Genomic DNA, 14,650 nt, shown 5'->3' with positions numbered 1-14,650 from the left:
GCCTCGTCACCTGGCGATACGGCGCGGGCAAGCCAGGCGCACTAGACTCGACAACTCTGTTCTCGATGCTTCGCGCGCCGTCCCCGCACGGCGGACGTGGTGAACAAGGAGTTCCGTCTTGCCCGACCTCACCGAGGAGCGTTCTGTGCCCGATTCCGCTGACGCGGTATCCCCGGACCTGGAACGCGAGCAGCAGTACCTCACGAAGCTCTACGAACAGCTCGACGGCATGCGCGCCTACGCCCAGCGGCGGCTGCGCACCGTGCTCCTGGAGACCGGCGGCACCCCACAGGCGCGCAGTGAGCGCGAGTCGTTCACCCAGCTCTACTCCGAGGACCTGTCCAAGTACGACGCCGCCGAACACGGCCTGTGCTTCGGCCGCATCGACATCGCCCCGGGCGAGAACGACGGCGACGGCGAGAACCGCTACATCGGTCGTATCGGCATCCTCGACGAGAGCGCCGACTACGAGACACTGCTGCTGGATTGGCGCGCTCCCCTGGCCCGGCCGTTCTACCTGGCCACCACCGCCGCCCCCGACGGGGTGACCCGCCGGCGCCACATCCGCTCCCGCAACCGCAACGTCACCGGCGTCAACGACGAGTACCTGAGCCTCGAGGCCGCCCAGGCCGCCGGCGTGATCAGCGCGGACGGCGGCGTCGGCAGCGAGAGCGCGCTGCTGGCCGCCCTCAACGCCGCCCGCACCGGGCACATGAACGACATCGTCGAGACCATCCAGAGCGAGCAGGACGCGATCATCCGCTCCGAGCACAAGAGCGTGCTCGTGGTGCAGGGCGGGCCGGGCACCGGCAAGACCGCGGTGGCGCTGCACCGCGCGGCCTACCTGCTCTACACCTACCGCCAGCAGCTGGACAAGGCCGGTGTGCTGATCATCGGGCCGAACTCCACCTTCCTCGACTACATCGGCCAGGTGCTGCCCTCGCTCGGTGAGACCGGCGTGCTGCTCTCCACCGTAGGCAACCTGTACCCGGGAGTGCGAGCGACACTGGAGGATTCGCTGCGCGCCGGGGAACTCAAGGGTTCCCTCGACATGCTCGAGGTGCTCAAGAAGGGGGTGCGCGACTGGCAGGACGTGCCGCGCGAGACCATCCCGCTCTACTTCGACGGGCACCAGCTCGAACTCGACCGCAAGATCGTCACCAAGGCCCGCGGCCGCGCCCGCTCCTCGCGCCGCCCGCACAACCTGGCCCGGCCCATCTTCGCGGCCGCGGTGGTGGACGCGCTCACCGACCAGCTCGCCGCCGCCATCGGCTCCAACCCGCTGGGCGGTCGAAACCTGTTGAGCCAGACCGATCTCACCGAGATCCGCGACGAGATGCGCGCCGACGCCGAGATCCAGCGCGCCATCGCCGGACTGTGGCCGATCCTCACCCCGCAGGAGGTGCTGGGCGGGCTGTGGGCCGACCCCAGGCGCCTGTCCAACGCGGCCGGACAGCTCAGCGCGGCCGATCGGGCCGAACTGCAGCGCTCCGACAGCGGCGAGTTCAGCGACGCCGACGCGCCGCTGCTCGACGAACTGGCCGAACTGCTGGGCATCGACGACAGCGAGGAGCGTGAGCGCTCCCGCCGCCGCTGGCGCGCCCAGCTCGCCGAGGCGCAGGACGCCCTCGATATCCTGACCGGTTCCGCGCCACAGGATCTCGAGGACGACCTCGACCCCGAACTGCTCATGGCCTACGACCTCATCGACGCCTCCCAGCTCGCCGAGCGCCAGCAGGTCCGCACCCGCCAGACCACCGCCGAACGCGCCGCCGGGGACCGCACCTGGACCTACGGGCACGTCATCGTGGATGAGGCGCAGGAGCTTTCGGCCATGGCGTGGCGGATGGTCATGCGCCGCATCCCGAATCGGTGGATCACCGCAGTCGGCGATGTCGCCCAGACCGGCGATCCGGCGGGCGCCTCGTCGTGGCAGCAGGTGCTGGAACCGTATGTGGCCAAACGCTGGAAGCTCACCGAGCTGACCGTCAACTACCGCACGCCCTCGGAGATCATGGCGGTGGCCGGGGACGTGCTGGCCGCCATCGATCCGGCCGCGCCCGCGCCGCGCTCGGTCCGCGACTCCGGTTTCGAACCGGCCGCGACCCGGGTGACGGCGGGCGAGCTGGCCGACGAGGTCAAGCGGCTGATCGCGGCCGAGGCCGAGCATCCCGGCACCACGGCGGTCATCGTGCCGCACGATCTGGCCGCCGAACTCGGTCACCTGTCCGATGATTCGACGCGGGTGCTGACCGTCCACGACGTGAAGGGCCTGGAATTCGACGCGGTGATCCTGGCCGAACCGCACCGCATCCTGAGCGAATCGCCGCGCGGCCTCAACGACCTGTACGTGGCGCTGACCCGCGCCACCCAGCGGTTGGCCGTCGTGCACACCGAGGACCTGCCGCAGGTCCTGCACCGGCTGCGCTGACCCGCGAACGGAGAAGCGGCCGGGTCCCGATGGGGCCCGGCCGCTTCTCTTCGTTCTTCGAGCGTCAGCGCACGGTGTGCACGATCAGCACGTCGCAGCGCGACTTGCGGGCCACGTCCGAGGGCACCGAGCCGAGCAGGCGACCGGCCAGGGTGTTGAGGCCGCGGTTACCGACGACCAGCAGGTCGGCCTCCACGTCCTTCACCAGGTCCAGCAGCGACTCGACCGGCTCGCCGACGACGGGCTTCTCCACGACGTTCACCGCGCCGAGGGCGACGGCCTTGTCACGGGCGACGCGCAGGATCTCGCTGGTGGGCGCGGAGCCGCGCACCTGGTAGGCCTCGTCCTTCAGCACGTCCGCGGCCGCGGCGACATCGCGGTCGTCGGTCGGGAAGTAGGCGCAGGCGATGTACAGCGTGGCGCCCTCGTCGCCGGCCAGAGCCGCGGCCCGCTCGACGGCGACGTACGACGAGTCCGAGCCATCGGTACCGACGACGATCGTCCGGTAGGCGGTCATTTCTCCTCCAAGTACAAGGGTCGGGGCCGCGGATTCCTCGACAGTGGGGTTTTCACCGCGGCAACTTCGCCTGACAATAGCGGCATAACCGGCGGAAATATTCGATATCGCAACACATCACACCGCGTGGCGGGATCGGCGACTGTGACATTCCCGGCACGCTCCGAACACGGCCCCGGCTACCAGCGAATTTCCCGGCGATCGCGACGCGGAACACACAATGCCAACGGCCTTGCACGCCTGGGAGATTCGTCACAAGCCCGAAATGTCCGCGGGCCGTTCGTTGTGCCACGTCACAACGAACGGCCCGGGAATCAGTGACTTCGTTTTGCCCGTCGCCGCGGATTTCCTAGGAGAGGTCGAAAAGCGGTCCGGTGAGCGTCAATCCGAGATCGTGGCCGACGTGGGCGAAGAAGGCGAACAGCATGAGCGACGCGCCCGCCAGTGCGATGTCCTTGTTGAAGTTCACCATCTCGCCCTGCTTCGCCTCGGGATCGGTCTCCTTCCAGAAGGCGTGCATGAGGAAGGCGGTCGGCACCAGGAACAGGATCAGCAGCAGTGCGCCGAGGTCGGCCCAGACGCCCAGCAGCACGCTCAACCCGCCGGCCAGCAGCAGCACGCCCGAGGCGGGCACCGCCAGCGTGGGCATCGGTATGCCCTTGAACTGCGCGTACTGCGCCATCGACTCACGCTGCGCCAGATGCCCGAAGCCGGAGCCGAGGAACAGCAACGCGAACAGGATCCGTCCGATCAACACCAGCACGTCCATGGCCCGCTCCTTCGATGATCGATGCGCCATTGGGTGATATGGCAACCAACTTCATCAGGTCCACTGCTATTCCCGTACCAGTCAGTTTGTCAGGATGGTAGCGAGATGCGGGCGTATTCGAGCGGAGGCATTCCGATCTCCTTGGCGAACTCGTTGGAGAAGTGCGCCTGATCGAAATAGCCGAGCTCGAGGGCCAGCGCGGCCAGGTCCGAGGTCCGGCCCTCGGCCAGCAGGTGCGCGCCGTCCTGCAGCCGATAGCGGCGCAGGACCCACTTCGGACCCGCCCCGACATAGCGGCGGAAGAGACGCTGCAGCGTGCGGATCGGGATGCCGAAACGCTCGGTGACCTGGTCCACCCGGGTCAGGTCGCGATCGTGCTCCATGGCCTCGATGATCATCAGGACCTGGCGGTAGGCGCTCTGGTCGCCCTCGGCGCCCTGAGCCGCCACCAGGAAATCCTCGATCAGCTCGCGGCGCAGCAGCGTGTCATCGGTGGCGAGCACGGCCTCGGCCAGGGTGTCGGCGGCGGGGAAGATCTCGGCTGCCGGGACCGAGGTGTCGCTGAGCGCGCCCACGTCCAACCCGGTGAACGCGCCGAAGCCGCCGGCCCGGAACTTCACCCCGAACGTCTCACCCGCCCCGGCCAATTCGCGCACGTACTTGGTGGTCCACACGCCGGTGACGAAGGCGCCGGTGCGTTCGTGGGTGCGCTCGAAGGTCAGGTTCACGCACGGATACGGCAGCACCTCGGCATGGAACGGCGGCTCGCCGCGGCGGTCCCAGCGGACCGCCCAGTACCACTCGACATAGCGCGACACCCGTTCGCCCGCGGGCAGGCGGGCGTGATTGTTGGCGGCGTTCTGCTGGCGCGGCCGCAGGATGCCCTTGGCGGTCTCCGGCGGCGGCACCGGCCGTGGCGCGAACCGGTTTTCGGGATTGTCAGCGCTGGTCATCGCCCCCGTCGCATTCTTACAAGACCATCGCGGCCGCGCCGAGGAGGGTAGCGGTCATGAGCGAAACCGTGAATCCGATCCCGCAGGACTACCACTCCATCACCTGCTTCCTGGCCGTCCCCGACGCCGATGCGGCCATCGACTTCTACAGCGCCGTGTTCGGCGCGAAACTGCTGAGCCGCAACGATCTTCCCGACGGCCAGGCCGCGCACGCCGAACTGCTGATCGGCGACTCCACCATCCAGGTCGGCATGCCGATCCCCGACGAGGGCCTGCGCGCCCCCGCCGACGACTGGGTCCACACCAGCGTGGTGCACTACTGCCCGGACGTGGACGCGGTCTCGAAGTTGGCCACCGAGAACGGAGCCCGCTTCGTCTCCGAGCCGCAGACCTTCGTCACCGGCGACCGCTACGGCCGCGTCATGGATCCGTTCGGCCACCGCTGGATCGTCATGACCCGCGTCGAGGACGTCTCCCGCGAGGAGGCCGAACGCCGCGTCAACGAATGGATGGCTGATTCCGCCTCCCCGAGCCTGTAGCGGACAGCTCTGAGCCGCCGGCACTTGGCAACCCGTGCCGGCGGTCGGGTGCCAACCCGATTTCGGACGTGCCCGACGAGTTACCCCCATCGACCCGAAATCAGTTGTCGCGCCGGCATTCGCATTGCCGCCTAGGGGTTTCCGCCTCACGACAGACCGGCGGCATCCATGCCGCGTAGTTCCTTCTTCAGGTCGGCGATCTCGTCGCGGAGGCGACCGGCCAGCTCGAACTGCAGCTCCCGGGCGGCGTTCATCATCTGCGCGGTCATGTCCTTGATCAGGTCGGCGAGTTCGGCGCGCGGCATGTTCCGCACGTCGCGGCCCTCGTAGACACCGGCGCTCACCGCCCGTCCGGGCTCGCCCTGGGCGCGGCGGCCGCGGCTGGCATTGCGGCCCGAGCCGCCCACCTCGACCTCGGTCTCCTCGGCCTCGCGGTACACCTGGTCCAGAATGTCGGCGATCTTCTTGCGCAACGGTTTCGGATCGATGCCGCGCTCTTCGTTGTAGGCGACCTGCTTGGCTCGGCGGCGCTCGGTCTCGTCGATGGCGTGGCGCATGGAGTCGGTGATCTTGTCCGCGTACATGTGGACCTCACCGGACACATTGCGCGCCGCGCGGCCGATGGTCTGGATGAGACTGGTGGAGGACCGCAGGAAGCCCTCCTTGTCGGCGTCCAGAATGGCGACCAGCGATACCTCGGGCAGGTCCAGGCCCTCGCGCAGCAGGTTGATGCCGACCAGTACGTCGTATTCGCCCAGACGCAACTGCCGCAGCAATTCCACGCGGCGCAGGGTGTCGATCTCCGAGTGCAGATACCGCACCCGCACACCGAGTCCCAGCAGATAGTCGGTGAGGTCCTCGGCCATCTTCTTGGTCAGCGTGGTGACCAGAACGCGTTCGTCGCGTTCGGTCCGCAGCCGGATCTCGTGCACCAGATCGTCGATCTGCCCCTTGGTCGGCTTGACCTCCACGTGCGGGTCCACCAGGCCGGTCGGGCGGATCACCTGTTCGACGAACTCACCGCCGGTCTGGCCCAATTCGTAGGGGCCCGGAGTGGCCGACAGGTACACCGCCTGCCCGATCCGCTCGGCGAACTCTTCCCAGGTGAGCGGCCGGTTGTCCACCGCCGACGGCAGCCGGAAGCCGTACTCGACCAGGTTGCGCTTGCGGGACATGTCACCCTCGTACATGCCGCCGATCTGGGGCACGGTCACGTGGGATTCGTCGATGACGAGCAGGAAATCGTCGGGGAAGTAATCCAGCAACGTGGCCGGCGCGGAACCCGCGGGCCGCCCGTCGATATGCCGCGAGTAATTCTCGATACCCGAGCAGAAACCGACCTGCTTGATCATCTCCAAGTCGTATTGAGTGCGCATCCGAAGCCGTTGCGCCTCCAGCAGTTTGCCCTGCTTCTCCAAATCCGCGAGCCGCGTCTCGAGTTCGGCCTCGATGGCGCGCACCGCGCGTTCCATACGGTCGGGACCCGCCACATAATGGGTGGCCGGGAAAATCCGGACCATATCCACCTGGCGCACCACATCACCGGTCAGCGGGTGCAGATAGTAGAGCGCCTCGATCTCGTCGCCGAAGAATTCGATGCGCACCGCCAATTCCTCGTACGAGGGAATGATTTCGACGGTATCGCCGCGCACCCGGAAACTGCCGCGGGTGAACGACATGTCGTTGCGGGTGTATTGCACGTCCACCAGCAGGCGCAGCAGCCGGTCCCGATCGATCTCGGTGCCGACCTCCAACTGCACCGACCGGTCGAGGTAGGACTGCGGGGTGCCGAGGCCGTAGATGCACGACACCGACGCGACCACCACGACGTCGCGGCGCGAGAGCAGGCTCGAGGTCGCGGAGTGGCGCAGCCGCTCCACGTCATCGTTGATCGAGCTGTCCTTCTCGATATAGGTGTCGGTCTGCGCGATGTACGCCTCGGGCTGGTAGTAGTCGTAGTACGAGACGAAGTACTCGACCGCGTTGTTCGGCAGCATCTCGCGCAGCTCGTTGGCCAGCTGCGCGGCGAGGGTCTTGTTGGGGGCCATGACCAGGGTCGGCCGCTGCAACCGCTCGATCAGCCAGGCAGTGGTCGCCGACTTGCCGGTACCGGTGGCGCCCAGCAGCACCACGTCCTTCTCCCCCGAGCGGATGCGCCGCTCGAGCTCGGCGATGGCGGCCGGCTGGTCACCGGCCGGAACGTGCTCGCTGACCACCTGGAACTGGCTGTCGGTCCGCTCGACCTCACCGATGGGCCGATGCTCCGAATGGGCCAGCGGCAGGTCGTCCGGGATCTCGGTTGCGAAAGCCATGGCACCAGCCTAGGACGGACCACCGACAAGAACACTCAGCGGCGAGCCTGTTCACCGAGGGCGGACCCGGCCGTGACCCCGGCCACGGCCGGCGGTGCCCGCGGTCCCGTCGCCACGCGATGGCTGCCCGCGCGGCGCACACCCGTCCAATCGCGCAGCGGCTCCGAATTCTCTAGTCCGGTACTCATTTCGGTAAAGGGCTTCCAATGTCCGAATTTACCTTTACCCCAACGGATTTCAGGCCGTCCAGGCCGATCGGTGTCGCGTAGATCTCAGTCCGTTCACGACGGTTTGAATACCAGGTTCCAGGTGTACTCTGAGCTCGCTGGTCGCACGATTCGAGAGAAGGCATGGCGATGACCGGTTTGTTTACGCCACAGCGGAATTCCACCAATGGCGCGCGTCCGCACCGGACGACCGACGGCACCCCCGCGGTGTCCCCGCATCGCCCCAGACTCGAGTATTTCAATCTCGCGGATCTGTCGTGGACCGATTATCGCGGGTTTCTGCACCCCGTGGAGCGTTTACACGCCGAACCGTTCGGTCTGTATATCGAACGGACAGTGGATAATCCGCGGTACCACTATGTCGAGTCCTGGCTGCTGCCCGAGCTGTCGCTGCGCGCCACGGTGTATCACCTGCGCCCGGGCCACGATCGGACCCAGACCCACTTCCTCGACATCGGCGAGTACGGGCCGTGCGAGGACAAGAAGTGGCGCGCCGAGAGCCACTATCTCCACGTGGTGGCCCGCCCCGGCCGCGCGCCCGAACTGCTCGGCATCGACGACCTGCTGACCGCGCACGCGGCCGGCCAGTTCGACACCGCGCAGACCCACCGGGCCATCGAGCGGGCGGCCGCCGTGGTCGACGGCCTCGGCGCCTGCGGGCACGATGTCGACCGGTGGCTCGCCACCCAGGGCGTCACGCTCACCTGGCTCTGACCGGCACCGCCCGGAGAACGCGAACGCCCGGTCCGGATGGATCCGGACCGGGCGAGGTCTTGCGGGTATCTCCGCCCTCCGACTAGCCGGAGATGCTCGGCAGCAGGCCGTTCAGACCACCCGACAGGCTCGGGAACAGGCTGCTCGAGCCGCTGCTCAGACCGCAGCCCACGCTGCCGGTGCTGGTCAGCGGGTTGGCCTCGGCCACGTCGACGTCGATCGACTTCGAGATCAGGGTCTGGGTCACGGTCAGCGTGTGCTTGCCCGCGGTGCTCGGGGTCCAGTTGATGGTGACCTTGCCGCTCAGCAGCGACGGGGTGACCGGGCTGCCCGGCAGCTCGGTGCCGTTGTCACGGAAGGCCACCGACAGCAGCCGGTCGACGTCGATGGACGCGGTCAGCGTGTAGGAGCAGCCGACATTGTGGCTGGTGCCGGAGACCTCGAGGCCGGTCGGCCACGCACCGGCCTGGGGCGCCGCCAGGACGATGGTCCCAGCCACCGCGCCGAAGGTCGTGAGGCCCATGCCGACCCGGCGGGCACGGGTTTTCTGTTCGCTCATGCAGGTATTCCCTTACGGTTGATCCCGCCCACGAACGGCGGGTAGTCGTGCGCGACGATACAGCGCAATCGAACAATAGCGAAACATGTTCGCTTCAAATAGAGTTTTCGGGATATTCGCCCCGCTCCACGCCGGATTCCAGCAATCTGCGAGCGACGCCACCCCCGCTCCCCTGGACGGCCGCCGCTCGACAGGCGATGCTGAATGACATGACTCGGGCGCCCGCGGTGGATCTGCACCGACCCAAGGTGGAGTACTTCAATATCGACGAGCTCACCAATATCGATCCCAAGGGTTTCGTGCGGCAGGTGGAGCGCTACCAGGTGGAGCCATGGGGCCTGTACATGGCCCGCACCTCGGACCATCCCGAGTTCCACTACATCGAATCCTGGCTGCTGCCCACGGTGTCGTTGCGCGCCACCGTCTTCCACTTCACCCCCGCGCATCTGCGCGACCAGGACTACTACATCGACATCGGCGAGTTCGCGCAGGTCGGGCCGAAGCGGTGGAAGTCGGTGGACCACTACCTGGACCTGGTGGTGCGGCAGGGCCGAGAGGTGGAGCTACTCGACGTGGACGAGCTGCTGGCCGCCCACGCCGCCGACTACCTGACCCTGGCCGAGGCACAGCAGGCCATCGAGTCCGCCACCGCGACCATCGACGGAATCGCCGCGCACGGACACAGTTTCGAGGACTGGCTGGCGGCCCAGGGCATTACGCTCACCTGGATGTAGACCGAGAAACCAGGGGCCGTCCGCACCGAGAGGCGCCGACGGCCCCTCTTTCGTCGGCTAGGCGCCGATGATCAGGGTGACCGCCCGGCCCGGATCGGCATTGGCGTGCAGTCGCTCCCCCGCCGCGAGCTCGACGCCCGCGGCGAGCGGATCGCCGGCGGGAACCGGCGGAAAACCGATGTCCGCCAGTCGATCCCGCAGCGAGTCGGGGTCCACCCCGGCAGCGACCGTGATCCGGATGTCGAGGACGTCGGCCGCGGGCTTGCCCGCCACGGCGGTCGCCCCGACATGTTCGATGCTCGCGGCGTCGGCGGCGCACGCCAGGGCCAGGCGGGCGATCACCCGCCGCGCCTGCGCGGGCCATTCCGGATTCGCTTCCACCACGGGCAGTTCCGGCCGCGCGGCGGGCGTGCGGGTGCGCAGATTGCGTTCGAAGGGCACGAGGCGCTCGTCCCACAGCCGATGCACCTCGGCGTCGATCAGGCCGGTCGCGCCATTGTTGTCGAGCAGGACGTCGGCGGTGGCGCGACGCTGGGCGTCGGTGGCCTGGGCGGCGATGCGGGCGCGGGCGTCGGCCTCGTCGATGCCACGGAACTCGACCAGGCGGCGCAGCCGGGTCTCCTCGGCGGCGTCCACGATGACCACCAGGTTCATGAACGGCGCCAGGCCGTTCTCGACCAGCAGCGGAATGTCCTGCACCACAATGCCGTCGGCGGGCGCGGCGGCGATGAGTTCGGCGGTGCGCTTGCCGACCAGCGGGTGGGTGATGCCGTTGAGGGTGGCGCGGGCCTCGTCGGTGGCGAAGGCCTTGGCCGCCAGGGCGGGTCGGTCGAGGCTGCCGTCGGCGGCGAGGATGTCGTCGCCGAACGCGGCGACCAGGGCGGCCAGGCCCTCGGTGCCGGGGGCGACCACCTCGCGCGCGATGACATCGCTGTCCACGAGCACGGCTCCGCGCTCGGTGAGAATGCGGGCCACGGTGGACTTGCCCGCGCCCATGCCTCCGGTGAGACCGATTCGCAACATTCGACCAGTCTCGCATCGTTGCCGGTTCCGTCGCGTGCCAGGGTTACCCACTCGACCCTGGTCAGGATTACCCACTCGACCCGGTCGTTTCACCTGCAAGCACAGTCCTTGCCCGTTCCGTGATGCCGGTGAGATCATTTCGCAACTTTTCCGGCCAATCCCGACCGTTTGTCGGCAACATTCCGACACGCCGGGGCGCACGCCCCGCAAAATTCTGTGACTCACACTTTTGTTCGGCTATTGTTCGCCGCAGGCGATCTTCAGGCCGGTTAACACGCAAGAGAAGGAACATCAGTGAGCACCAAGAACCTCCAGACGGGTCGCCACCGTCTGGGCCTGGCGGGCACCGTGCATTGCATCGAGATCCCCGCCGTCGCAGCCGCTCTCGCCGAGCACGGACGGTCCTGGCTGACCGCGCTGTTCAGCCCCGCCCGGCACAGCGCGACCACCAGGCGAAAACAGTCACCCGAGTCCGGCGTCGTCCGCCGCTGGGTGCCTGCCACCGTCGGCTGATTCCGCCGGAACTTCCAGCACCGCTCCCTGATTCGCCACATACATACGCAGTGGCTCGGTCCGAACCGGACCGAGCCACTGTGTTGTGCGCGTGTCTCCTTACGCGGCAGCGGAATTACACGATGCCGCTGGGCTTGCGCCGGGTGCCGGGATCCTGGCGCGGCATGGAGTTCGGCGGCACCGGATACGGGGTGCCGACAGTCGCGGTCCCGAGGGCGATGTTCGGGCCGCACTGCGCGATGGCGTCGTTGACCTTCCGGTCCGCCGGGGCGAACACGGGCTTGGACGCATCGGGGCCGGAACCGAAGTCGAAGGCCGAGGTCATGTCACCGGTGACGCTGCGCCGCCACGCCGTCAGGTTCGGCACGTCGACTCCGAAGCGGCGCTCCAGGAGTCGCAGCTGCGAGGTGTGGTCGAAGGTCTCCGAGGCGACCAGGCCGCCGCGGCTGTAGGGCGAGACGACCAGGCCCGGTACGCGGTAGCCGAGACCGATCGGACCGGTGATGCCCTCGTGCTTCTTGTCGATCGGCACCGTGACGTACTCCCCCGGCGTGCCCGCGGGCGCGGTCGGCGGGGTGACGTGGTCGAAGAAGCCGCCGTTCTCGTCGTAGCTGATGATCAGCGCGGTCTTCTCCCAGACCGCCGGGTTGGAGGTGAGGATGTCGAGCACCTGCATGATGCCGACCGCGCCGAAAGCCGGTGGCAGCGCGGGGTGTTCGCAGTTCAGCAGCGACGGGATCACCCACGACACGGCGGGCAGCTGGTTGGCGGCGACGTCGGCGGCGAAGTCCTGCGGATAGGCCGGGGCCTTACCGCGCCGGGCCAGTTCGGAATTCGGGTCGGCGGCCTGCTTGAAGCAGCCCATCATGCCGTCCAGGATCACCGACGACAGCGGGCCGACGTCCCGGTTGTTGTAGATCTTCCAGCTGACGCCGGCATCGGAGAGGTTCTCCGGCATGGTCCGCCAGCTGTAGGCGTTCTGCGGGATCAGGGTCGGCGTCTCGAGCAGCGGGCCGCCATTGTGCCCCTCGGGGTCGATGGTCGCCGACATCCAGTACAGCCGGTTGGGGTCGGTCGGGCCGAGCACCGAGCAGTGGTAGTTGTCGAGCAGGGTGAAGGCATTGGCCAGGTCCCAGTGCACCGGAATGTCGGCCTGGGTGTAGTAACCCATTGCGGCGGGCGCGTTTCCGGGCCCGACCGAGGCGATCGACATGGGCATCCAGCCGTCGTTGCGGCCGTTGTTCCACGCCTTGTGCATGGCCGCCCAGCTGTGGTCCGGGTCGTTGATGCACTCACCGTCGAGGCTGGCGCCGCGGGTGGTGTCGAGGCGGAACGGGTTGAGGAAGCCGTCCGCGGTGGGGCCGACGCCGGGGGTGTACCCGTACTGGTTCCAGGCCGGGGACGGGTCGTCGAACCCGCGCACCCCGGACATGGTGCCGAAGTAGTGGTCGAAGGAGCGGTTCTCCTGCATGAGCAACACGAAGTGCTCGATGTCGCCGAGTCCGCCCATGCCCGCCGGGTCTGCGGCGTAAGCCTTTTCGATGATCGGTCCGGCGACCGACGCGAGCGCGCCCGCACCGCCCGCTGCCATGGCTTTCGCCAGAAATTCCCGCCTGTTGACTCCGGCGAACACGCCCATGCTCCGGTGGTGCCTTCCCGCTAGAAGTGACAGTGAAGGGACGGTGCCGACACGGATCGGTCGCACGTCCAGTTCGTATCCAACCTGCGCATCATGACAGCTCAGCGAACCGCTGGTAAACGAAAGTCCCCTGGTCGAGGACCAGGGGACTTTCGTTTATCGCTTAACGCGGATCAGCGAATCAGGCGTTGCCCGACAGCTTCTCACGCAGCGCGGCCAGCTGCGCGTCGCTCGCGAGCGAGCCACCGGCCGGCGCGTCCGAGGAGGAAGCGGCAGCCTGCGAACCGGACTCCGAGGAGTAGTTCTGCGGTCCACCGTTGGCAGCCTCGGCGGCGGCGTCGGCGGCCATCTTCTCCATCTGAGCGGTGTGCATCTTGTGGCGACGCTCGGCCTCGGCGTACCGGGTCTCCCACTCTTCACGCTGCTTCTCGAAACCGTCGAGCCATTCGTTGGTCTCGGAGTCGAAGCCCTCGGGGAAGATGTAGTTGCCCTGGTCGTCGTAGCTGTCGGCCATGCCGTACTTCGACGGGTCGAACTCGGCGGTGTAGTCCTCGTTGGCCTGCTTCAGCGACAGCGAGATACGACGACGCTCGAGGTCGATGTCGATGACCTTGACCATGGCGTCGTCGCCGACGGCGACAACCTGGTCCGGGACCTCGACGTGGCGCTCGGCCAGCTCGGAGATGTGCACCAGGCCCTCGATGCCCTCTTCGACGCGCACGAACGCACCGAACGGAACCAGCTTGGTGACCTTGCCCGGCACGATCTGACCGATCGCGTGGGTGCGGGCGAACTGACGCCACGGGTCTTCCTGGGTCGCCTTGAGCGACAGGGAGACACGCTCGCGGTCCAGGTCGACGTCGAGAACCTCGACGGTGACCTCGTTGCCGACCTCGACAACCTCGGACGGGTGGTCGATGTGCTTCCAGGACAGCTCGGAGACGTGCACCAGACCGTCCACGCCACCCAGGTCCACGAAGGCACCGAAGTTGACGATGGAGGAGACCACACCCTTGCGGACCTGGCCCTTCTGCAGCTGGTGCAGGAACTCGCTGCGGACCTCGGACTGGGTCTGCTCGAGCCAGGCGCGACGCGACAGGACCACGTTGTTGCGGTTCTTGTCGAGCTCGATGATCTTGGCCTCGATCTCCTTGCCGACGTACGGCTGGAGGTCGCGGACACGGCGCATCTCGACCAGCGACGCCGGGAGGAAGCCGCGCAGACCGATGTCCAGGATCAGGCCGCCCTTGACGACCTCGATGACGGTGCCCTTGACGGCCTCGTCCTTCTCCTTGAGCTCCTCGATCGTGCCCCAAGCCCGCTCGTACTGAGCGCGCTTCTTCGACAGGATCAGGCGGCCTTCCTTGTCCTCCTTGGTGAGAACGAGGGCCTCGACCTCATCGCCCACGGAAACGACCTCATTGGGGTCGACGTCGTGCTTGATGGACAGTTCGCGAGACGGGATCACGCCTTCGGTCTTGTAACCGATGTCGAGAAGGACCTCATCGCGATCGACCTTGACGATCGTGCCTTCGACGATATCGCCGTCGTTGAAGTACTTGATGGTCTTGTCGATGGCGGCGAGGAAGTCCTCGGCAGTGCCGATGTCGTTGACGGCAACCTGCGGCGAGGTGACAGTGGTGGGCATGTGTTGGGAGGCTCCGGACGGATTGTGGTCGGTAGTGGACATGTGGACTTTCGGTTTTGCTGCGGACAGCGG

Annotated in this window: 12 protein-coding genes and 1 pseudogene; 5 read left to right on the top strand and 8 right to left on the bottom strand. The window is 67.4% G+C overall.

Annotated elements, in window-relative coordinates:
- Positions 1-145: 145 nt before the first annotated feature.
- Positions 146-2,431: a HelD family protein gene (locus ACWEOI_RS27990; RefSeq protein ID WP_452361506.1), complete on the top strand. Its 2,286-nt coding sequence runs from the start codon at positions 146-148 to the stop codon at positions 2,429-2,431.
- 64 nt (positions 2,432-2,495) lie between these two features.
- On the opposite strand, the gene ACWEOI_RS27985 is transcribed toward ACWEOI_RS27990, so the two are convergent.
- From ACWEOI_RS27985 to ACWEOI_RS27975, 3 genes are all read right to left on the bottom strand, one after another.
- Positions 2,496-2,948, bottom strand: a complete 453-nt coding sequence (locus ACWEOI_RS27985; protein WP_357097823.1) for a universal stress protein — start codon at positions 2,946-2,948, stop codon at positions 2,496-2,498.
- A gap of 349 nt (positions 2,949-3,297) precedes the next feature.
- On the bottom strand, positions 3,298-3,717 hold the full coding sequence (locus tag ACWEOI_RS27980) for a DoxX family membrane protein (protein WP_433666670.1): 420 nt from the start codon (positions 3,715-3,717) through the stop codon (positions 3,298-3,300).
- Between the two features lie 89 nt (positions 3,718-3,806).
- Positions 3,807-4,670 (bottom strand): DUF6597 domain-containing transcriptional factor, encoded by an 864-nt coding sequence (locus ACWEOI_RS27975; RefSeq protein ID WP_433666671.1) that lies wholly within the window; start codon positions 4,668-4,670, stop codon positions 3,807-3,809.
- A gap of 56 nt (positions 4,671-4,726) precedes the next feature.
- Between ACWEOI_RS27975 and ACWEOI_RS27970 the strand changes: the two genes are divergently transcribed.
- Positions 4,727-5,209, top strand: coding sequence for a VOC family protein (locus tag ACWEOI_RS27970; protein ID WP_452361505.1), 483 nt, complete (start codon positions 4,727-4,729; stop codon positions 5,207-5,209).
- A gap of 146 nt (positions 5,210-5,355) precedes the next feature.
- Here ACWEOI_RS27970 and uvrB read toward each other — a convergent pair whose 3' ends face one another.
- The gene (gene uvrB / locus ACWEOI_RS27965) at positions 5,356-7,521 is read right to left on the bottom strand and encodes an excinuclease ABC subunit UvrB (protein WP_452361504.1); all 2,166 of its coding nucleotides are present in this window, start codon (positions 7,519-7,521) and stop codon (positions 5,356-5,358) included.
- Positions 7,522-8,084: 563 nt separating this feature from the next.
- On the opposite strand from uvrB, the gene ACWEOI_RS27960 reads away from it, so the two are divergent.
- Positions 8,085-8,462, top strand: coding sequence for a DUF402 domain-containing protein (locus ACWEOI_RS27960; RefSeq protein ID WP_433666674.1), 378 nt, complete (start codon positions 8,085-8,087; stop codon positions 8,460-8,462).
- An 82-nt stretch (positions 8,463-8,544) separates the two neighbouring features.
- Here ACWEOI_RS27960 and ACWEOI_RS27955 read toward each other — a convergent pair whose 3' ends face one another.
- On the bottom strand, positions 8,545-9,021 hold the full coding sequence (locus ACWEOI_RS27955) for a hypothetical protein (RefSeq protein WP_357097840.1): 477 nt from the start codon (positions 9,019-9,021) through the stop codon (positions 8,545-8,547).
- A gap of 209 nt (positions 9,022-9,230) precedes the next feature.
- On the opposite strand from ACWEOI_RS27955, the gene ACWEOI_RS27950 reads away from it, so the two are divergent.
- Positions 9,231-9,755: a DUF402 domain-containing protein gene (locus ACWEOI_RS27950; protein WP_357097843.1), complete on the top strand. Its 525-nt coding sequence runs from the start codon at positions 9,231-9,233 to the stop codon at positions 9,753-9,755.
- 78 nt (positions 9,756-9,833) lie between these two features.
- Here the strand turns inward: ACWEOI_RS27950 and coaE are convergent.
- A pseudogene (gene coaE / locus ACWEOI_RS27945) lies at positions 9,834-10,778 on the bottom strand (dephospho-CoA kinase); the annotation flags it as partial.
- A gap of 294 nt (positions 10,779-11,072) precedes the next feature.
- On the opposite strand from coaE, the gene ACWEOI_RS27940 reads away from it, so the two are divergent.
- Positions 11,073-11,291, top strand: a complete 219-nt coding sequence (locus ACWEOI_RS27940; protein ID WP_379280555.1) for a hypothetical protein — start codon at positions 11,073-11,075, stop codon at positions 11,289-11,291.
- Between the two features lie 115 nt (positions 11,292-11,406).
- On the opposite strand, the gene ACWEOI_RS27935 is transcribed toward ACWEOI_RS27940, so the two are convergent.
- Positions 11,407-12,930 (bottom strand): phospholipase C, encoded by a 1,524-nt coding sequence (locus tag ACWEOI_RS27935; RefSeq protein ID WP_452361503.1) that lies wholly within the window; start codon positions 12,928-12,930, stop codon positions 11,407-11,409.
- A gap of 181 nt (positions 12,931-13,111) precedes the next feature.
- The gene (rpsA, locus tag ACWEOI_RS27930) at positions 13,112-14,578 is read right to left on the bottom strand and encodes a 30S ribosomal protein S1 (protein ID WP_357097851.1); all 1,467 of its coding nucleotides are present in this window, start codon (positions 14,576-14,578) and stop codon (positions 13,112-13,114) included.
- Between the last annotated feature and the right edge of the window lie 72 nt (positions 14,579-14,650).

The sequence above is a fragment of the Nocardia sp. NPDC004340 genome (genome assembly GCF_053602575.1).
Note: the sequence above shows the minus strand (reverse complement) of the source record. Positions and strands in the feature narration are given on the sequence as shown.

What these genes read in the sequence shown, in the direction of transcription:
- ACWEOI_RS27985 (WP_357097823.1), bottom strand. Translation starts at nt 2,948, where the DNA reads ATGACCGCCTACCGGACGATCGTCGTCGGTACCGATGGCTCGGACTCG.
- ACWEOI_RS27980 (WP_433666670.1), bottom strand. Translation starts at nt 3,717, where the DNA reads ATGGACGTGCTGGTGTTGATCGGACGGATCCTGTTCGCGTTGCTGTTC.
- ACWEOI_RS27975 (WP_433666671.1), bottom strand. Translation starts at nt 4,670, where the DNA reads ATGACCAGCGCTGACAATCCCGAAAACCGGTTCGCGCCACGGCCGGTG.
- ACWEOI_RS27970 (WP_452361505.1), top strand. Translation starts at nt 4,727, where the DNA reads ATGAGCGAAACCGTGAATCCGATCCCGCAGGACTACCACTCCATCACC.
- uvrB (WP_452361504.1), bottom strand. Translation starts at nt 7,521, where the DNA reads ATGGCTTTCGCAACCGAGATCCCGGACGACCTGCCGCTGGCCCATTCG.
- ACWEOI_RS27955 (WP_357097840.1), bottom strand. Translation starts at nt 9,021, where the DNA reads ATGAGCGAACAGAAAACCCGTGCCCGCCGGGTCGGCATGGGCCTCACG.
- ACWEOI_RS27950 (WP_357097843.1), top strand. Translation starts at nt 9,231, where the DNA reads ATGACTCGGGCGCCCGCGGTGGATCTGCACCGACCCAAGGTGGAGTAC.
- ACWEOI_RS27935 (WP_452361503.1), bottom strand. Translation starts at nt 12,930, where the DNA reads ATGGGCGTGTTCGCCGGAGTCAACAGGCGGGAATTTCTGGCGAAAGCC.
- rpsA (WP_357097851.1), bottom strand. Translation starts at nt 14,578, where the DNA reads ATGCCCACCACTGTCACCTCGCCGCAGGTTGCCGTCAACGACATCGGC.